This is a genomic window from Lactobacillus kitasatonis DSM 16761 = JCM 1039 (assembly GCF_000615285.1).
Taxonomy (GTDB): Bacteria; Bacillota; Bacilli; order Lactobacillales; family Lactobacillaceae; genus Lactobacillus; species Lactobacillus kitasatonis.
Genome location: NZ_BALU01000015.1, coordinates 21,764 through 40,260, shown reverse-complemented (window position 1 = coordinate 40,260; position 18,497 = coordinate 21,764). Strand labels below are relative to the sequence as shown.

The 18,497-nt window shown below is 39.5% G+C and carries 15 protein-coding genes, 4 tRNA genes and 5 pseudogenes; 14 read left to right on the top strand and 10 right to left on the bottom strand.

Annotated elements, in window-relative coordinates; all coding sequences use genetic code 11:
* Positions 1 to 123: 123 nt before the first annotated feature.
* A pseudogene (locus tag JCM1039_RS11460) lies at positions 124 to 833 on the bottom strand (Bax inhibitor-1/YccA family protein).
* Positions 834 to 981: 148 nt separating this feature from the next.
* Between JCM1039_RS11460 and JCM1039_RS09140 the strand changes: the two are divergent.
* The gene (locus JCM1039_RS09140) at positions 982 to 1,329 is read left to right on the top strand and encodes a hypothetical protein (protein WP_025015525.1); all 348 of its coding nucleotides are present in this window, start codon (positions 982 to 984) and stop codon (positions 1,327 to 1,329) included.
* 50 nt (positions 1,330 to 1,379) lie between these two features.
* Here JCM1039_RS09140 and nhaC read toward each other — a convergent pair.
* Positions 1,380 to 2,755: pseudogene (nhaC, locus tag JCM1039_RS11455) on the bottom strand (Na+/H+ antiporter NhaC).
* Positions 2,756 to 3,117: 362 nt separating this feature from the next.
* On the opposite strand from nhaC, the gene rlmD reads away from it, so the two are divergent.
* The 8 genes and pseudogenes from rlmD (at position 3,118) to JCM1039_RS11450 (ending at position 7,717) form a co-directional block, all read left to right on the top strand.
* Complete coding sequence (gene rlmD, locus JCM1039_RS09130) at positions 3,118 to 4,464, top strand: 23S rRNA (uracil(1939)-C(5))-methyltransferase RlmD (protein ID WP_025015524.1); 1,347 nt, start codon at positions 3,118 to 3,120, stop codon at positions 4,462 to 4,464.
* Positions 4,465 to 4,473: 9 nt separating this feature from the next.
* Positions 4,474 to 4,974, top strand: coding sequence for a GNAT family N-acetyltransferase (locus JCM1039_RS09125; protein WP_025015523.1), 501 nt, complete (start codon positions 4,474 to 4,476; stop codon positions 4,972 to 4,974).
* A 100-nt stretch (positions 4,975 to 5,074) separates the two neighbouring features.
* Positions 5,075 to 5,160 (top strand) — tRNA-OTHER (locus tag JCM1039_RS09120).
* Between the two features lie 6 nt (positions 5,161 to 5,166).
* Positions 5,167 to 5,240, top strand: a tRNA-Asp gene (locus JCM1039_RS09115).
* A 7-nt stretch (positions 5,241 to 5,247) separates the two neighbouring features.
* Positions 5,248 to 5,323 (top strand) — tRNA-His (locus tag JCM1039_RS09110).
* Between the two features lie 4 nt (positions 5,324 to 5,327).
* A tRNA-Val gene (locus JCM1039_RS09105) sits at positions 5,328 to 5,400 on the top strand.
* A gap of 70 nt (positions 5,401 to 5,470) precedes the next feature.
* Entirely contained in the window at positions 5,471 to 6,937 is a 1,467-nt protein-coding gene (locus JCM1039_RS09100; RefSeq protein WP_025015522.1) for an MFS transporter, read from the top strand.
* A 94-nt stretch (positions 6,938 to 7,031) separates the two neighbouring features.
* Positions 7,032 to 7,717: pseudogene (locus tag JCM1039_RS11450) on the top strand (Fic family protein).
* Here JCM1039_RS11450 and JCM1039_RS12275 read toward each other — a convergent pair.
* Complete coding sequence (locus tag JCM1039_RS12275; RefSeq protein WP_162148746.1) at positions 7,714 to 8,064, bottom strand: TetR/AcrR family transcriptional regulator C-terminal domain-containing protein; 351 nt, start codon at positions 8,062 to 8,064, stop codon at positions 7,714 to 7,716. The pseudogene JCM1039_RS11450 and the gene JCM1039_RS12275 sit on opposite strands and share 4 nt — an antisense overlap.
* Before the next feature lie 176 nt (positions 8,065 to 8,240).
* Between JCM1039_RS12275 and JCM1039_RS11440 the strand changes: the two are divergent.
* The 3 genes and pseudogenes from JCM1039_RS11440 to JCM1039_RS11435 form a co-directional block, all read left to right on the top strand.
* Positions 8,241 to 9,046: pseudogene (locus JCM1039_RS11440) on the top strand (oleate hydratase); the annotation flags it as partial.
* 192 nt (positions 9,047 to 9,238) lie between these two features.
* Positions 9,239 to 9,715, top strand: a complete 477-nt coding sequence (locus JCM1039_RS09070) for a GNAT family N-acetyltransferase (protein WP_081775158.1) — start codon at positions 9,239 to 9,241, stop codon at positions 9,713 to 9,715.
* Positions 9,716 to 9,894: 179 nt separating this feature from the next.
* Positions 9,895 to 10,224, top strand: a complete 330-nt coding sequence (locus tag JCM1039_RS11435) for a DUF3955 domain-containing protein (protein ID WP_306305428.1) — start codon at positions 9,895 to 9,897, stop codon at positions 10,222 to 10,224.
* 61 nt (positions 10,225 to 10,285) lie between these two features.
* Here the strand turns inward: JCM1039_RS11435 and JCM1039_RS09060 are convergent, their stop codons facing one another.
* The 4 genes and pseudogenes from JCM1039_RS09060 to JCM1039_RS12765 all read right to left on the bottom strand — a co-directional run.
* Complete coding sequence (locus JCM1039_RS09060) at positions 10,286 to 11,101, bottom strand: PTS system mannose/fructose/sorbose family transporter subunit IID (protein WP_025015518.1); 816 nt, start codon at positions 11,099 to 11,101, stop codon at positions 10,286 to 10,288.
* A complete protein-coding gene (locus JCM1039_RS09055; protein ID WP_025015517.1) occupies positions 11,076 to 11,888 on the bottom strand; it encodes a PTS mannose/fructose/sorbose/N-acetylgalactosamine transporter subunit IIC in 813 nt (270 codons plus the stop codon). Before JCM1039_RS09055 ends, JCM1039_RS09060 begins: the two co-directional genes overlap by 26 nt.
* 10 nt (positions 11,889 to 11,898) lie before the next feature.
* Complete coding sequence (locus JCM1039_RS12770; protein WP_244438050.1) at positions 11,899 to 12,315, bottom strand: PTS sugar transporter subunit IIB; 417 nt, start codon at positions 12,313 to 12,315, stop codon at positions 11,899 to 11,901.
* 218 nt (positions 12,316 to 12,533) lie between these two features.
* Positions 12,534 to 12,752, bottom strand: a pseudogene (locus JCM1039_RS12765) (PTS sugar transporter subunit IIA); the annotation flags it as partial.
* 367 nt (positions 12,753 to 13,119) lie between these two features.
* Here JCM1039_RS12765 and JCM1039_RS09040 point away from each other — a divergent pair.
* Positions 13,120 to 13,956 carry an aldo/keto reductase gene (locus JCM1039_RS09040; RefSeq protein WP_025015516.1) on the top strand — a complete coding sequence of 279 codons (837 nt, stop codon included), beginning with the start codon at positions 13,120 to 13,122 and terminating at the stop codon, positions 13,954 to 13,956.
* Positions 13,957 to 14,012: 56 nt separating this feature from the next.
* On the opposite strand, the gene JCM1039_RS09035 is transcribed toward JCM1039_RS09040, so the two are convergent.
* The 3 genes from JCM1039_RS09035 to JCM1039_RS09025 all read right to left on the bottom strand — a co-directional run bounded on the left by JCM1039_RS09035 (position 14,013) and on the right by JCM1039_RS09025 (position 16,878).
* Entirely contained in the window at positions 14,013 to 15,347 is a 1,335-nt protein-coding gene (locus JCM1039_RS09035) for a solute carrier family 23 protein (protein WP_025015515.1), read from the bottom strand.
* Positions 15,348 to 15,357: 10 nt separating this feature from the next.
* Positions 15,358 to 15,888: a bifunctional pyr operon transcriptional regulator/uracil phosphoribosyltransferase PyrR gene (pyrR, locus tag JCM1039_RS09030; RefSeq protein ID WP_025015514.1), complete on the bottom strand. Its 531-nt coding sequence runs from the start codon at positions 15,886 to 15,888 to the stop codon at positions 15,358 to 15,360.
* A gap of 198 nt (positions 15,889 to 16,086) precedes the next feature.
* Complete coding sequence (locus tag JCM1039_RS09025) at positions 16,087 to 16,878, bottom strand: Cof-type HAD-IIB family hydrolase (RefSeq protein WP_025015513.1); 792 nt, start codon at positions 16,876 to 16,878, stop codon at positions 16,087 to 16,089.
* Positions 16,879 to 17,006: 128 nt separating this feature from the next.
* On the opposite strand from JCM1039_RS09025, the gene JCM1039_RS09020 reads away from it, so the two are divergent.
* Positions 17,007 to 18,476, top strand: coding sequence for an MFS transporter (locus tag JCM1039_RS09020; protein ID WP_025015512.1), 1,470 nt, complete (start codon positions 17,007 to 17,009; stop codon positions 18,474 to 18,476).
* The last annotated feature ends 21 nt before the right edge of the window (positions 18,477 to 18,497 follow it).

Sequence of the window (18,497 nt, the reverse complement as noted above, 5' to 3'; positions counted from 1 at the left end):
TCTGAAAAATACAGACTAAAAAAGATACTCGGTTATATGACGCTTACGATCAAGATAAGAAGGCAGAGTAATAAAAAATCCTGTTGGTTTTTGTACCAACAGGAATTTTTTGTCTTAATTAAATTAGTTACGGTCGTTGCCCATGCCAAAGATTTGAAGTAAGAACAAGAAGATGTTGATGAAGTCTAAGTAGAGTTGTAAAGCACCTAATACAGCAAGACCGTTAGTTGAAACTTGGCTACCGTAGTTGTTGTAAATGCTCTTCATCTTTTGTGCATCGTAAGCAGTCAAACCAGTGAAGATTACAACACCGATAATTGAGAATACGAATGTAGCAACTGAGTTACGCAAGAACATGTTAACAAGCATTGCAACAAGCAAACCGATTAAAGCTGCGCCCATGTAGGAACCAACATTGTTTAAGTCTCTCTTAGTGAATGTCCCGAAGATGGCCATTGAACCGAAGACGGCAGCTGATGAAAGGAATGCTGTACCGATTTGAGCACCCGTGTAGAAACCAGCTAGAAGTGCGAATTCAAAACCGTAGATAATGGCCAGAATCATCAACATTACAAAACCAGCAGTTGGATTTCTTGTAGCCTTAAAGCTGATACCCATTGATAAACCAAATGGATGATAAGAATAATCCACATCAATGCAGTTGGCATTTGCATCACAGCTGCTCTAAATACAGTCATGGTTAAGAATGTAGCGATAGCTGATACAAGAACAGCTAAGCCCATGTAGCCATACATCTTGGAAAGAAAACCATTAACTTCTGAGACATCGTGTACTTGACGACGTTCAGGACTTGAAAAGTTCATATTGTCCATATTTATATGTCACTCTTTCTATTTATTAATTAATTATCTCATCTATTTTAACGTATTTATTGAAAAAGTATAAATTTTTAGCAGCTTTAGGCAAATATTTAACACTTTCTTTTATTATCCTGTTATTGTGAAAACAGGAAGTGATTTTATGGAAAAAAGATATACTGATAGCGAGGTCCGTGGCGAACGTAGCGATCATCCTGATAAAAGTTATGCATCTGACGAAGTGAAAGAATTATTTTTTACAGAAAATGCTAAAAAGAAATATGATATTTTAACCGGTTCGCAGAAAACCTTTATTGATAGAGAATTAGACGATTTAAGATTAAGCAGAAGTAGCTCGGAGAGCCGAAAGGATAATTCAGAATTAAAGCAAAAGATTGGTTTTGAAGAGCAAAATAATCAGGTGACTGTGACAGATATTTTGTATGATGATTATCGCAATTCGAAAGAATATAAGAAAGCACAAATTCGGATGTATGATATGAATAATTAAAAGGCCTGCAAAATTAATTGCAGACCTTTTTAATATGTAGTTATATTCAATTATTTGTCTTTCTTAGCCCATTTTAAGCCGATACCTGTAACACCACTCAAGATTGAGAAGACAGGTGATAACAAACTGAAGAAGACGAATGGCAAGAATTGAAGCACGGGTACACCCAATGCTGATGCGGCAAAGGAACCGGCAACACCCCAAGGGATTAAGTAGTTGATAACACTACCACCATCTTCAAGGACACGACTAAGTGCTAATGGTGAAAGACCGATTTTATCAAAGGCTGGCTTGAAAGCACGGCCTGGCAAAATTACTGATAAGTATTGTTCACCAATGAAGAGGTTGATACAAATACCTGAAAGAATAGTAACGGTAATTAAACGACCTGGCTTAGTTAAGTGCTTAACAAGTGGTTCCATCGCACTTTGAACGATGTTGAACTTCATAAGCATCCCACCAAGCGACAAGGTTGAGATAATTAAAGCTACAGTAGCCATCATGCTGGAAATACCACCACGGGTAAGCAATGCGTTAACTGAAGCATCGCTAGTTTTAGCAACAAAACCATTCATAATCAAGTTGTTCAATGATTGTGGTGATTCATGAGGGCTTTGAATAAAGATCATGATTACAGTAACAGCAATATTTATGAACAAAGTAGGAATTGCAGGGATCTTACGCCAAGCACAAATTAACATAATGACGATTGGTAAAAGTGCCCACCAAGAAATGGTGAAGTTGTTTTGCAAAACTTGAGAGGTACGTTCAATCTTGGTTGGTCCATGTGACCACCGTTACCGAGAATCCAGAAAAGAACAAGTGATACTACAAATGAAGGAATAGTTGACCACATAATGTTTTTAATGTGAGCGAAAAGTTCACTTTCGGCGACGGCGGATGACAAGTTGGTTGAGTCAGATAATGGAGACATCTTATCACCGAATACCGCACCAGAGATGATTGCACCGGCAACTAAAGCAGGATTGGCACCCATACTTGAACCAATACCGAATAAGGCAATACCAACGGTTGAGATGGTAGTAAAACCACTACCAATTGCGATACCAACAATAGAACAAACAAGAAAGACAGATGGTACGAAGAAACTGCCACTGATCATGTTAAAGCCAAGAACCATAATGGAAGGGATGATTCCGGCTTTGATCCAAACACCGATCAAGGCACCAATCAACATGAAGATGAAGATTGGGATGATCGCAACGCCGATACCTTCTTTGATACCATTTTGAACATCCTGCCAGGTAAAGCCGCGAAGTCTTGCCCAAAATGTAAGTAAAAGTATAGTAAATAAAACTGGAACTTCTGGGGATAAACCGAATTTAATTACGGAGATTCCTAAGATAGCTAGTAAAACTATCAGAATGATAATTGATTCTGTAAGGGATACCTTCTTTTTTTCCATATTTCTATTCCTCCAAATAAAAAAAGTCCCGCTGACCTAAGTCAACGGGACGACGATAGCCGTGGTACCACCCACTCTTTCAAGTTTAAGTACTTGAATCTCTATCAGATGGTAACGGTTCTGAATATTTCCGAGCAATATAACCACGATGTATTTCGTCTGACTTCGCCTGTCTGGTTTGCACCCACCACCAGTTCTCTGACCGCTGAACGAAGCAGCTACTTTTTCGTTAATTGTTGGAATTATGATAGCAATATTAAAAAAGCATGTCAATACTTTTCATGAAAAATAATTTTCAAGACACAAAACTGGTCAAGTATTATAATAGTAACGAATTGATTTATTAAAAAGGTTGAAGATACATGAAGAAAAACCAAATTGTCGACTTAGAGATTACCGACCTTTCATATGAAGCAATGGGGGTTGCTCATGATGAAGGACTGACAATCTTTGTTACTAACGCTCTTCCAGGCGAAATCGTTAGTGCCAAAATTTTGAAGGTTAAGAAGAACTTTGCTTTTGCCAAGATCGAAAAAATTAAGAAGGAGAGTCCAGATCGAGTAAAGATCAAGCTCAATCAATGGGTTCAAACCGGTTTGGCATCTTTAGCACATATCAAATATGATAAGCAACTTGAATTCAAACGTAATCAAGTAGTTAACTTACTTAAAAAGGCGCACTTAGATGATGTTGAGGTAGGCGAGACACTGCCAAGTCCTGAACAAACTGGTTATCGTAATAAGGCACAAGTGCCAGTACGTGAAATTAATGGTCAGCTTGAAATCGGCTTTTTCAGACGTCACTCACACGACTTAGTGCCACTTACTAATTTCTTTACTACTGATCCTGAAATTGATCGCGTTTTGGTTGCTGTTCGCGATATTTTACGTAAATATAGAGTGCCTGCATATGATGAAATCAATCATAAAGGTGAGGTACGTTATCTTGATGTGCGTAGAAGTAAAGCAACCGGCGAAATCATGGTAATTTTGGTTTGCCTACACAAAGATTTCCCACAACTTTTAGGTGTTGCGGCTAAAATTAGTCAAATTCATGGCGTTTCTGGCTTGATTTTGAACCACAACCCTAAGAAGACTAATGTAATTTTGGGTAAAAAAGATTACGTTGTCTTTGGTAATGATCAAATTACTGATAAGATCGGCGACTTGAAGTTTAGAATTTCACCACAAAGTTTCTTCCAAATTAACTCATTGCAAACACCACGTTTGTACGATTTGGCAATTAAAAAGGCTGATTTGAAGCCAAGTGATGTTGTGATTGATGCTTATTCAGGTATCGGTACAATCGGTTTAAGTGTGGCTAAGCATGTTAAGGGTGTGCGCGGAATCGAAGTTGTACGGGATGCAATTAAAGATGCCAAGGATAACGCCAAGTTGAACGGCATTGACAACGCTAAGTACTATTTGGGTAAGGCCGAAGAGGTTATGCCACGTTGGGCTAAGCAAGGTCTTAAAACTGATGTAGTTTTCGTTGACCCACCTAGAAAAGGCTTAACCCCTGAATTTATTGATGCGACTGTGAAGACTGGTCCTGAAAAGGTTGTTTATATTTCATGTAACCCTGCAACTATGGTACGTGATTTGCAGCTGTTCCAAGAACAAGGTTATGAATTTGATCGCATCGATCCTGTTGATATGTTCCCACAGACTCCACATGTTGAAGCCGTGACTGTTTTGACAAAGAAGTAAAAAGAAAAAATGATTATTAAACCGCTAATTTCTGAAGACGAAGCAAAACAAACTAGTAAACTTTTTCAAAAATGTTGGCAAGACACATATAAGGGAATTTTGCCTGATGAATTTTTAGACAATATTCCAGAAAATGCCTGGGTTAAAAGACTTAATGAGAGTGGCCGTCACAATTTAATTTTCGAAGATGATAAAAATGTTGTTTGCGCTGCTGTCAGCTATGGTCGTCCGCGCGATACCAGAATGCTTGGGTGTGGCGAATTAATGGCTTTGTACGTTGAACCAGACTTTCAAGGCTATAATGTCGGAAAGACTTTGCTTAGCGCTGCAGAAAACGAATTGAAGAAGATGGGCTACGGTAAGATCTACTTATGGTGCCTTGACGGTAATAAGAAAGCTCAAGAATTCTACGAACACTTTGGTTGGCGCAACATTGCAACTGAAAGATTCGTTGAAATTGCTGGCAAAGAGTACAAGTACTTGCTTTACCAAAAGAATTTACATGACTAAAAAGATTGCAGATATTGCTTAAATTGTAATATCTGTATTTTTTTGCAAAAAACACTTGCGCTTTTTTCTCACTCTAGTATAATAGTATCTGTTCGGCTATGGAGGATTACCCAAGTGGCTTAAGGGGACGGTTTTGAAACCGTTAGGCGGTTCTGCCGCGCGTGGGTTCAAATCCCACATCCTCCTTTGATTGGTCCATTGGAGCAGTGGTTTATCTCGCCTCCCTGTCACGGAGGAGATCGTGGGTTCAAATCCCACATGGACCGTAATATGGCGGAATTGGTGAAGGGGTTAACACACTGGTTTGTGGATCCAGCATGCGTGGGTTCGAATCCCACATTCCGCCCCATAATGGAGGATTAGCTCAGCTGGGAGAGCATCTGCCTTACAAGCAGGAGGTCACAGGTTCGAGCCCTGTATCCTCCATATTTTTTTACCCAAAAACGTTAGATTGTTATTATCTAGCGTTTTTATTTTGAAGTTGAGAGGAGTTTTGATGAATAAGAAACAAGTTACGATGGTTATCATCGCGTTGATGCTAGGTAATGTGATGTCAGGCCTGGATGGTACGATTATTAACACGGCGATTCCTGCGATTGTTGCATCCCTGCACGGAATCCAATTCATGGGTTGGATTGTCGCTATCTTTTTGCTGGGGATGTCAATTTCCATTCCAATTTGGACTAAGGTAGGAGAGAAGATCACCAACAAACGTGCTTTTGAAATTTCACTAGCATTGTTTGTCATCGGTTCTGCTTTGCAAGGTATGGCACCAAACATTATTTTCTTCCTATGTTCTAGATTTATCATGGGTGTTGGTGCCGGCGGTATGGGTTCACTGCCTTATATCATTGCTGGTTACGTCTTTAAAAACATCAAGACTAGAACCAAGGTCCTTGGCTATTTGACCGCCAGCTGGAATGGTGCAGCAATCTTAGGACCACTTATTGGTGGATGGCTAATCGATGCCTTCTCATGGCACTGGGTCTTCTACATCAACATTCCAATTGGTTTGATCGCATTTTTGATCTGCTTAATCTACTACAAGCCAGTTACGCCAAAGCAAACACCAGTCTTCGATATTCCTGGTGCAAGTTTATTAGTAATTGGATTGCTTCTATTCTTGATGGGCGTTCAATTAGTCGGTTTGACTGCCAACTGGATCGTCATTGGTTTGATCATCGTCAGCTTGGTATTTATTGTCTTGTTCTTTATGCGTGAAAATCATGCACAAAACCCAATTATTCCGGTATCTTTGTTTAAGAATAAAGATCTAGACGGCGACTTTCTTTTGTTTGCCTTCACTTGGGGTGCATTCATTGCCGTTAACACTTACTTGCCAATGTGGGCACAGGCACTGCTCGGACTTTCAGCACTTCTTGGTGGGATGACCTTGATTCCAAACTCAATTGTGGAAATCATTGCTTCTCAAAGTGTGGCCGCAATTCAAGATCACTTGACCACTTTTAAGCTGGTCTTCATCGGTATCGTTGCAATGCTTATCTCCTCAGCTGGCTTGTTCTTTGCAAACTTGCACACGCCGGTTCAACTTTTAGCTGTCATCGGTACCTTTTCAGGTATCGGGGTTGGTTTTATCTTCGTTGCGTTACAATTGAAGGTACAAATTGATGCCGGTCTTAAGAATATGGCTACGGCTACTTCAACTTCATATTTGATTAGAATTTTGGCTCAAACCGTGATGGCCGCTGTGTACGGCGTAATCATGAACTTGAACTTGGCTAGTGGTGTAAGCAGCCATCCTGGCATTACGATGACAATGATGAATAAGTTGAGTGATGCTAAGAGTGCAAGATTATTGCCACAGAATTTAGTGCCAACGATGAGAGATATTTTCCATTCAGGTATTAAAGAAATCATGTTAGTATCAGTGATTTTGCTGGTCATTGCACTTGCTTTGAACTTCTACTTCAACTTCGGTAAAAAACAGAAAAAACTTCAATAGTAAATGAAAAAGCTAATTCCGATTGGGATTAGCTTTTTCAGTATATTTTTATAAATATCGGTATAATATTAAAGAATGAAATTGAGGTGAAACCATGGACACAAATGAATTAACTAATTTACTTAATAAAATGAATAGCTATCGTCCACTTGATAAAGAACAAGTTAGGGCATTAGAACAAGACACTAGAATTGAATATGTTTGATCATCAAATGCCATTGAAGGTAGTACTTTGAACAAATATGAGACAGCCTCTATTTTGAATAAAGGGATGACGGTTCATGGTGAGTCGGTAAAAGATGTGCTTGCCGCTATTGATTTAAATGAAGCGTATGATTACATGATGGATCTTGCTTCAAGAAAACAACCGCTGAATCAAAGTATAATCAGAGACCTGAACCGCTTGTCTATTGCTAAAACGCATCCTGATTGGGCTAATGAAAATCGTGATCGCCTGCATCCAGTGCAATATGCGGCAGATTTGCATTTGAAGTTTGTTTCCATTCGCCCATTTAGAGATAGTAATGGTCGTACAGCTAGACTACTAATGAATTTAGCTCTTACTGAGGGTAATCAACGTTTTTCCTGATGAGAAATCTAGAAAAATACATGGATGTTCTTGCAACCAGGCGTCGTGAAAAGAAATCACAGCCTTTTGAAGACCTAATTGGTAAATATGCAGAAAAGACTCTATTAAAGAGAATTAAAATTCTGCAATTGAATGAACATAATATTGCACAAGCTAAGAAAGAGACAAATTTGCCTAAACATGATCACTAAAGCATAATGTGTTTTTCGATATAATCTACCAATTCAGCTAGTGACGTTCTATAGCCTTGCTTTACCCACCAAACTAAAAGCATATAAATGCCACCTGACTGGTAGGCAATAGCATAATCAGTCAAATGTAAATCTGGGTGATAAACTTTAAGCAACTTTTTCAAATACCGGGTTTGCAAGTTAAGCAAGCCGCCTTCAAAGCCGGCTTCAAGCAATGTTTTCATAATTTCCGGATTCTTTTGGAAAAAGGTGAGATAAACTACTAGTTGCTCAGATAATGACTTTAATTTATGTTCAGTAATATCATCAGTAAATTTTTGATATTGATTAGCTAAAAATTTTTTCATTACTGAATCTTTGTTTTCATAATTGCGGTAAAAAGAAGTCCGCGAAACGTTGGCTTTACGCGTAATCTCAGCAATTGAGATTTATGCATTATGGCAATGGTAATTATGAAGCTTTTGTAAACGCAAGTAAGCCAAAAGACGTTGATCAAAAATCAGCATATATTGTCGGTTCAGGTTTGGCTGCTCAAGATGAGAGCTTCGGTCACCCAGATGTCTTCTGCAAGGATATTCCAAAGGCTAACTGGAGAATGTCAGCTACAATTACCATCAAGAACAATGACATTGTTCCATACATTGAAGCAGTTAACAAGAAGGATCCACGCAGTGGCTCAATCGTAACTAGTGGTCCAACTACCATTAAAGACTCAACTGGCTTCTTGGCTACTCAATCAGTCGTCAGCCACACTTTAAGGCACAAAAGCTAAATGAATTAATTGTATGGCTTTATGGTTTATTCTCAGACACCAAGGGTAACTACGTTGGCAAGACGATGCCTGAATGTAACGGTATGGAAATGTGTGAAGAATGGCTTTACCACATGGGTGTTCCTGAAGAAAAGATCCCAGAAATGGCTGCAGCTGCTACAACTATTCCAGTACATATGCCTTACATCACTTCATACTTCATGCCTAGAGCATTAGGTGACAGACCAAAGGTTGTGCCAGATCACTCAAAGAACTTGGCCTTCATTGGTAACTTTGCTGAGACTCCAAGAGACACTGTCTTCACCACTGAATACTCAGTAAGAACTGCTATGGAAGCTGTTTACACCTTGCTTGATATTGACCGTAGTGTGCCAGAAGTATTTGCATCTGCCTTTGATGTCAGAATGCTTATGAACGCTATGTACTACTTGAACGATCAAAAGAAGCTTGAGTAACTTGACTTGCCTGTTGCTGAAAAGTTGGCAATTAATGGGATGCTCAAGAAAGTTAAGGGCACTTACGTAGAAGAATTGCTTAAGAAGTACAAGTTGATTTGACTGAAAATTACATAACATAGATAAAAAAGAATAGATCTTATGATCTGTTCTTTTTGCTTGTTATCGTATTTTTTTGATAAAATATGGATGTAAAAATGTAATGTTTTTTTATTTTAGATAGAAAAGAAGGATACTATTTTAGATTCTAAGCCCGTCCGATGGGGCACAAAAGCATATCGTGACGTTAAGCAGTTGTACATGAAGGCATTCCCAGCTTGGGAAAGATTCTCAATGTTTTCACTATTAGCAATGTCACTTCACCGTAATGTAAAGTTTCACGCAATTTATGATGATGGCACGTTCTGCGGCATTACCTATTATGCTGAAAATGACAACACCGTCTACCTGACTTATTTAGCAGTCAGTGAAAAGTTGCGTGGACATGGATATGGTACTAAGATTTTGTCGATGCTGGAAGATGAGTTTCCAGATAAGCAAATTGTGATTGATATTGAACCTGTAACTAAGAAGGCGAAAAATTACAAGCAACGTGTTAGTCGGCTGAAGTTCTACGAGAGAAATGGTTTCCATAGAACAGACCAGAAGTTGAAAGATCCAGATGGAGAATTTGAAACTTTGACGACTGGTAAACAATTAGATAAAAATAGTTTCATTAAAACTTTACGTCAAATGAGCTTTGGCTTTTATCAAGCTAGGGTCGAAAAATAAAACGGGAAGCACTGCTGTCGCTAATGCAAGCAGTGCTTTCTTGTTGGTTTATGCTGTTCTGCCAAAATTAATTGTGAGGTGAAAGAAATGAAATTTAGTGATCAAATTAAACAGCTAAGAAAGGGGAACAATCTGTCATAGACTCAGTTTGCAGAAAATTGCATGTGACGAGACAGGCGGTGTCCAACTGGGAAAACAACCGCAATTTACCTGACTTAGAAATGTTGATTGAGATCAACTATGTCTTTCACGTCTCACTAGATCAGTTAATTTGGGGAGACGATAATATGAATAAGATGACACAAAAATTAATTAAAGATACAGATGAAAATCGCAAGGCAAAGTACAACATGATTACGGTTTTAATCGGTGGATTCTTGATGATTCTTGGCTTTGTCTGCTTTTTTATCAAGGCTAACTCAGTGGAATACGTTGATAAGCAAGGCTTTTTACATGAAAACTTTTATTTGATCCCAGTGGGGTATATTTTCCTTTTTGCCGGGGAATAGCTTACTTGAAAAATAAACATAGGTATAAAAAAAGTTCCATTTGGAACTTCTTTTTTAGTCTTTAACCCAAAATGTGGAAGTATGATAAGACGATACCGAGGATCAATACGAACCAGATCATCTTAGTTGATGTAACGCCTTTCTTACCAAGTAGCCAGTAAACAAGTGTTACGAGTAGTACTGGTACCAAGGATGGCATGATTTGGTTTAAAATTGTTTGCATCTTCAGCGTGATTTTACCGGTATGGAAAATGTATGGTACTTTCGCCTTAATAACGGTAGGGATCAACGCACCAACCACCGTTACACCAAGCAAAATAGCTGAGTCAGTGATAGCATTCAACTTACCAGAAGCTGAATCGATCAACTTAGTACCTTGGTAGTAACCCATTGGCAAGAATGAGAAACGAAGGAACAAGATGATAATGTCAACGAGGATCCAAAGGATAGAACCAAGAGGGTTACCTCTAAGTCCCATGTAGGCACCAATTGAACCACAGATAGTTGGAATAATCGCACTAAAGATCGTGTCACCAATACCGGCAAGTGGTCCCATTAAACCAGTCTTGATACCAGCAACAGTGTCTTTAGATTTAATGCCTTGGCTTTCTTCAAGGGCTAAGTCAACACCGATGATGAAGTTACCAACATAGGCATTAACATTGAAGAATTGAGTTTGCATCTGCATCATTTCAACTAATTCGTCGTCTTTGTACCAACGCTTAAGGAATGGTAAGACAGCGTAGAAGTAACCAGGTGCCATCATTCTTTCGTAGTTCCAAGATAATTGACTGCCCCAAAGCCAACGCCAGTTAGCTCTGAATAAATCTCTCTTGGTTAACTTACCTGAATTAGTTTTCGTATTCGCCTTCGTCATTTTCATATTCCTCACTTTCTGTATTATTTGTGTTTGTAGTAGCAGGTTTTTCTTCTAATTTAGCAACTTCGCGTTGGTAGTGAATGTAGGCAAGAGCTGCACCTAGTAAGGCAACACCAAGCATCGGAATCTTCATGTAGGAAGCTGCGATAAAACCAATTGCTAAATATGAAATGAAACGCTTAGTTGGTAAGTATCTAAGCAAGATAGCGATACCAACAACAGGTAAGATACCACCGGAAACTTTAAGTCCGTTTGTGAGCCAAGTAGGGATGACGCGTAAGATCATTCTGACAACATCGTTACCAACGATTAAAAGAATGAAGACAGGGATCGCACGTGAAAGTCCCCATGAGAAAGTTCCCCAGAGGGCGTTTCTTGCGGCTGAATCTGGATTGTTTTCCTTAATAAATTTGTCCATTCTGTGTTGGAAAATGGTGTTGATGAATCGAGCAAGCACATCGAGTTGCACCATTAACAAGCCAACTGGAACGGCTAAACCGATCGCAAATTGAATACCTTTACCGGATAAAACGGCATAAACGGTACCAACGATCGCACCAGTCATAAAGTCTGGCATTGAAGCACCACCATAGGTTGATACCCCAAGGACCATCAATTGCAGGGTGGATCCTACGGCAAGACCTGTAGTGATGTCACCCATAATAATTCCTGAAACCATACCAATGGCTAAAGGATTGTTCAAAATCGATACAGTTAATTGATCGATAATTACCCAAAAAGCTAGGCAAGTTAATAGTAAAATTTGCCACCAAGCTATTGTCATTTTCTACTCCTTACTTAATCATTTCCATGAAATCTTCTTTAGGTTCACTAGGTACCATTTGATGGTAGATGTGGCATCCCTTTTGATCCAAATATTCAAAGTCTTCTACATCTTTATCAAGTACTGCAACACTCTTGGCCACTTGGCATGAGTGAGGCTTGGTTGACATGTTGCCAACGTTGATCTCAGGTAGTTTCACGTCGAAGTTGACCAGTTGACGAAGAACGCCGGGGTTCTTAACCAGTAATAAAACGGTTTGGCCAACGTATTTGCCTGAATTGATACGACGCGCTGCACCGTGAGCGGTTAAAATGCTGAGGTGAATGCCGTGTGGACATGCAGTCTTAAGACCGGTCTTGAGCACGTCGTTTTTAACGATGTCATCACCGACAACATGATGCGAGTTAATTTCAAGGCGTTGGTCCACATAGTTGCAACTTGACCGTGAATTAACCGTTCGTCGATACGCACGTTTTGCATCGTGTGAGGAGTCAAGGCCACGTTTTTGTTAGGCTTTTCTTCCTTTTTAACTACCTTAGGTTTTTGTTTTTCTTCCTTCTTCTTGGTCAAGCCAACTGGTGCCATATTATCGATCGTTTGCTTAATCGCTTCGTCGATTGGTGTACCCATGACTAATGCAAGCAGAAGCGGCATCGATAGACCGCTGTAAACGGCAACGTCGGGATGCTTCTGTTGATAACGCTGGGCAGTGTTAGCTGGTGTACCGCCTGCAATGTCGACGAGGATTGTTGGTGCTTCGTCGAATTCGCTGGCTACTTTGGTAATCTTTTCAAGTAAGTCATCTTGGTTCATGGTTTGTTTGAATGCGATTGCTTTGACGTTTTTTTGTTCGCCGGCAATCATTTCAACGCTGGCTTTAGTTACTTTAGCGTATTTACCATGACTGACAAGTAAAAAATTCGCCATTCTTCTTCTCCTTTTGTACGTAACAAATAGACATTATACACTAATTGGTCTAATTAGCAAAAGCATAGTATTACGCAACTGTATTGAATTAATTACTATTGGTCTAGCCTACTTTTGTGTAAGTGATTACATTGCCGATAGAATGGGAAAAGCTGTGAAATAATAAAAAATCCCTAATCGTTTTGGATTAGGGAGTGAGTTAACCATATATTTGTTTAATTTATGTTTTGATAGCAAAATCGTTTCTTTCCCCAGGAAATAGATGCTAAAATAATTAAAAAATTATCTTTCAGAGGAAAACAACATGGAAAATTTCGTCACATTAAACAATGGAGTAAAAATGCCACGCCTTGGCTTCGGAGTCTATCAAATCGATGATCTTGAACAAGCGCAACAAGTCGTCGAAGATGGTTTAGAGGTCGGCTATCGTTTAGTTGATACCGCACAAATCTATGGCAATGAGCAGGCAGTCGGGGATGCAATTAAGCACAGCAACGTCCCACGTGAAGACATCTTTGTCACTTCAAAAATCTGGGTCGATGATTATGGCTATGACAACACTCTCAAGGCCTTTGATGATTCAATGAAGAAGTTGCAACTCGACTACATCGATCTTTATCTGATTCATAAGCCTTACAATGATTATTATGGCACCTGGCGCGCACTTGAACGTTTATACAAGGAAGGTCGTATTCGTGCGATTGGTGTCAGCAGTTTTTGGAACGAACGCCTTGCCGATCTAATTACTTTTAATGACGTGAAGCCAGCCGTGAACCAGATTGAAACTAATGTCTGGAACCAAGAGTGGAAGTCACAGAAGTATATGGAAAAAGAGGGTGTACAACCTGAAGCCTGGGCACCATTTGCGGAAGGTGCCAACCATATTTTTACCAATTCAATTCTAGAAGAGATTGCTGAAAAGCATCATAAGACTACTGCGCAAGGTATGCTGAGATGGTTTTTACAAAGAAACTATGTGGTAATTCCCAAGTCAGTTCATAAGAAGAGATTGGCAGAAAACTTTGATGTTTTTGATTTTGGATTAGATGCTGACGATATGAAGAAGATCAAGACCTTGGATCAAGGTCACAGTATTTTAGAGGATGAAATGGATCCTGAAATTGCTGAGAGTTTTAGATAAAAAATAAGAGTTCCAACGGAACTCTTATTTTTTGGTTATTCAATTAAATTCTATATCTATTGGTAAATCTTACCGTCTTGCTTTTGCTTTGCCTTGTTCTTTTCTTCAAGTGCCTTTTCACTGGCAGCCTTCTTAGGTAATAACCAGTTCAAAAGCATACCAATAATAGTTGAAAGAGCAACTGAAGTTAACTGGAAGTTACCCAATTGGAGGTAGGCACCACCGATACCGATAACCAAGATAACTGAAGCGATCAACATGTTACGTTTTTCGCCAAAGTCGATTTGGTCATCAACTAAAATCTTCAAACCATTTGAAGCAATGGTACCAAAGAGCAAGAATGAAATACCACCAATAACTGGCATTGGAATTGATTCAATCAATGCTGCAAGTTTACCTACAAAACTGAAGATGATTGCACAAACTGCGGCACCTGCAAGTACCCATACTGAGTGAACCTTAGTCATGGCAAGAACACCGATGTTTTCACCGTATGAAGTTGTAGGAGGACCACCGATGAAACCGGCGATAATCGTTGAAATACCGTCACCCATCATAGTTCTGTGAAGACCAGGATCTTTAAAGAAGTTACGCTTAGTCAATGAGTTAAGCACCATAATGTGGCCCATGTGTTCAGTCATCGTAACGAAGGCAATTGGTGCCATGGCTAAAATGGCTGCTGGGTACCATTTGAAATGGTAGCTGATACCCATTACGTCAAGGGCTGGAATTGAGAACCAGGCTGCTTTTTCAACACCTGAGAAATCAACAATGCCCAAGAAGCAGGATAAAACGTAGCCACAGATAATCCCAAGCATGATGGAAACCAAACTAGTGAAGCCCTTGAAGCACATTTGGAAGATCAAAGTCATTACCAAAGTGAAGATGGCAACACCGAAGTAAGTTAAGTCATACTTTTGGTGGTTCATCATAGCGTCGTTTGCGGCAGTAGTAGCAAGTGACAAACCGATAACGATAATGATTGGTCCAACCACGATTGGTGGCAAAACCTTGTTAACCCAACCAGAACCAACCTTGGTAATGATCAAAGCCACGATTACGTAAACTAAACCAGAAGCAATCGCACCTTGAGCAACTGCAGGATAGCCGTCAATCTTCATCAATGCTTGCATAGTCGCAGCGAAGGCAAAACTTGAACCTAAGTATGCTGGGATCTTAAAGTGGGTCAAGATCATGTGGACTAAAGTACCGACACCTGATGAAAGCAGGGCGATACTTGGGTTGATTCCGATTAAGATTGGAACCAAAACGGTAGAACCGAACATGGCAAACATATGCTGCAAGGAGAGCAGGATACCTTGACCAAGTTCAGGCTTTTCGTAGACGTCTAAAATCGCGTCCGGGTTTCTAAACTTTTCTTTTTCACTCATTGAAATACTCCTATTTGTTCATGATATCAATGCCGTCTTTATCATCGACTTCGGTCATTGATACTTTAACTTCCTCATCCATTGCGGTAGGGATGTTCTTACCGATAAAGTCAGGACGAATTGGCAATTCACGGTGACCACGGTCGGTCAAAACTGCCAAGTTGATCTTAGCTGGACGACCTTGATCCATGATTGCATCAAGCGCAGCTCTAATAGTTCTACCGGTGAACAAAACGTCGTCGACTAAAACAACGTTTTTGTCGGTGATATCAAAGTCGAGTTGTTGACTATGAATCATCTTTTCCTTTTCGCTTTCTGGCAGGTCATCACGATATTGAGAAACATCGATTGCTCCAACCGGAACATCAACGTCTTCAAGATTCTTAAGGTTCTTAGCAATTCTTTGAGCTAAGTAAAGGCCTCTAGTTTTAATACCGATTAAAACTAAATTTTCCGTACCCTTGTTGCGTTCGATAATTTCGTAGGTCATTCGCATTAAGGCACGTTTCATACTAATTGCATCAACAATTTCTTTTGCCATATATTTTTCCTTTCTTGGATGACCAAAAGAAAAAGACCACCAAGGACACTGAGTCCAAGATGGTCTTTCTGTTTCTGCTAGCACAAAAAAGACTAGCTCAAGCAGATTTCCTTCTTAGCCTCACAGGACTAACTTTAAAGGTCATCACTATATTTTTCTTATATTAAACTAGCAAAAGCGGATATTGTCAAGCAGATTCTAAAGAATATTTTTTTCGATGTAGTTCAAAACGCCTTCTTCATCGTTAGTGTCAGTCACGTGGTTAGCCACTTCAAGAAGGGCTGGAACGGCGTTCTTCATTGCGACGCCATCGCCAACTTCTCGGAGCATCTCTAGATCGTTTCCACCGTCACCGAATGCGCACATTTCGCTTAACTTAATGCATAAAATATCACCCAATTCTTTTAAGCCGTTAGCTTTGTGAATGCCAGGTTGGATGATGTCGATGTCTCCGTGACCGCTGCTTGTAACGCCGCTATATTGGCTCAAGTTGTCCTTGAATAATTGAACAAAATAGTCGGTTTTTTCATCGGGACATTGAACTGCAAATTTTAGGATTTTATCGTGAATATCACTAAAGCTCTTAATTTTTTCTAAATGATGATAGTAATGGCTAGACATCTTAAAGTATTTTTCTGGCAAGATATCTAGGCCATAAGCTGCTTGTTCACCACAGACTAAGAAATTAAGATTGGGTACTTGATCTAATAAAAATTTTTCGATGGCTTTAACAGCTTCAGTAGGGTAAGAGTGTACTGCATAAACCTTTTCTGGATTACGGATAAGTGCACCATTTTCAGCTACGTAGTCAATATCATCATAATCGGTGAAAAAATCTTTTAATTGATAATATTGGTTACCACTAGCTACGACAAAATGAATACCTTTTTCATCAAGTTTAGAATGAATCTCCTTGAATCTGACTTCGTTGTATTTACTTTGTGAGTTTAAAAAAGTTCCGTCCATATCGACAGCGATTAATTTAATCATAGAAAATCTCTCCTATAAAAAGTAGGTATTTATATTTTATCATGAAACCGTTTACTATTTTGACAATTATAAAGGTAACTTGCATAATGTTCTAGTTAAAAAGTTTCTAAGTAAAAGGGCGAGATTGAATGAATAAAAAGCAAATTTCGATGGTAACTTGGTCCTTACTTTTGGCTAATATCATGTCAGGACTAGACGCTACCATTATTAATACGGCAATTCCTGCGATCGTTTCTGATCTGCACGGAATTCAATATATGGGCTGGATCGTTGCCTGCTTCTTGCTGGGGATGTCCGTTTCAGTACCAATTTGGAGCAAATTAGGTGAAAGAATGGGCAATAAATTTGCTTTTGAACTTTCACTTATCCTCTTTATTGTTGGTTCTCTACTTGAAGGGATAGCGCCAAATATTTACTTCTTCTTAATTGCCAGAATTTTAATGGGTGTCGGTGCCGGCGGTATGGGCTCGCTGCCTTATGTTATTGTCGGTTTTATTTATCCGAATATTAAGAGAAGAACGGTTATTTTAAGCTACATTGCGGCCAGCTTCAGTGCGGCATGTATTGCGGGACCGCTTGTTGGTGGCTGGATCGTTGATGCCCTTTCTTGGCACTGGGTCTTCTACATCAATGTTCCATTAGGACTGATTTCCATTATTTTGAGTTTTGTCTTTTATCGCGATGTGCACAAGGCTAAGGAAAAAGTACACTTTGACAAAATGGGTGCCTTCACTTTGATCGCTGGCTTGTCCTGCTTTTTAGTTGGAATTCAGATGCTGGGTTTAGCTAGTGGTATCATGGTTGCAGCTTTCGTCATTATCGGAATTGCCTTACTTGTTGCCTTTATCTTTGTGGAAAACAAGGCAGATAGTCCTGTTGTACCGTTGAGTGTTTTTATGAATAAAGCGTTGGTGGGCGACTTTATCCTGTTTGCCCTAGCATGGGGTGCTTATATTTCAGTTAACACTTATTTGCCAATGTGGTCGCAGGCCATTTTAGGGACCTCCGCTTTAATCGGTGGGATGACCTTGATCCCTAACTCCATTTTCGATATTGTCGGTTCACAAAGCGCGCCATATTTCTTGCGTCATTTTAGCAATTATCGTTTGCTCATTATCGATTTTACTTTGATCGTCATTACCGTTTTAGGCTTGATCTTGGTGCCAATGAACACGCCATATCAAATCTTGATGATCATTGCAGCTTTATCTGGTTTAGGTGTAGGTTCGATCTTTGTTATTTTGCAGATCAAGGTGCAGATTGACGCTAGTGAAAAAGATATGGCACCGGCTACGTCACTGAGTTTCTTGATTCGAATTCTTGCTCAAACTGTGATGGCTGCCATTTATGGGGTCATCATGAACTTGGCTTTGGCTCGAGGAATCGCCGGCCATCGCGGCATTACGATGACCATGATGAACAAGTTGAGTGATGCGGAATCGGCTAAGAGTTTGCCAACTGCATTATTGCCAATCATGAGAAGAATTTTCCATTCAGGAATTATCGAAATTATGTATGTGGCACTGTTTTTAATGATTTGTGCGTACGTAGTTAACTTTATTTATAACAGACATGAAGCCAAAAAAGCGGCAGAATAAAAAGCTTGAGATTTTTCTCAA

Coding starts and splice junctions, on each gene's coding strand:
- JCM1039_RS09140 (WP_025015525.1), top strand. CDS start 982: ATGGAAAAAAGATATACTGATAGCGAGGTCCGTGGCGAACGTAGCGAT.
- rlmD (WP_025015524.1), top strand. CDS start 3,118: ATGAAGAAAAACCAAATTGTCGACTTAGAGATTACCGACCTTTCATAT.
- JCM1039_RS09125 (WP_025015523.1), top strand. CDS start 4,474: ATGATTATTAAACCGCTAATTTCTGAAGACGAAGCAAAACAAACTAGT.
- JCM1039_RS09100 (WP_025015522.1), top strand. CDS start 5,471: ATGAATAAGAAACAAGTTACGATGGTTATCATCGCGTTGATGCTAGGT.
- JCM1039_RS12275 (WP_162148746.1), bottom strand. CDS start 8,064: ATGAAAAAATTTTTAGCTAATCAATATCAAAAATTTACTGATGATATT.
- JCM1039_RS09060 (WP_025015518.1), bottom strand. CDS start 11,101: ATGACGAAGGCGAATACGAAAACTAATTCAGGTAAGTTAACCAAGAGA.
- JCM1039_RS09055 (WP_025015517.1), bottom strand. CDS start 11,888: ATGACAATAGCTTGGTGGCAAATTTTACTATTAACTTGCCTAGCTTTT.
- JCM1039_RS09040 (WP_025015516.1), top strand. CDS start 13,120: ATGGAAAATTTCGTCACATTAAACAATGGAGTAAAAATGCCACGCCTT.
- JCM1039_RS09035 (WP_025015515.1), bottom strand. CDS start 15,347: ATGAGTGAAAAAGAAAAGTTTAGAAACCCGGACGCGATTTTAGACGTC.
- pyrR (WP_025015514.1), bottom strand. CDS start 15,888: ATGGCAAAAGAAATTGTTGATGCAATTAGTATGAAACGTGCCTTAATG.
- JCM1039_RS09025 (WP_025015513.1), bottom strand. CDS start 16,878: ATGATTAAATTAATCGCTGTCGATATGGACGGAACTTTTTTAAACTCA.
- JCM1039_RS09020 (WP_025015512.1), top strand. CDS start 17,007: ATGAATAAAAAGCAAATTTCGATGGTAACTTGGTCCTTACTTTTGGCT.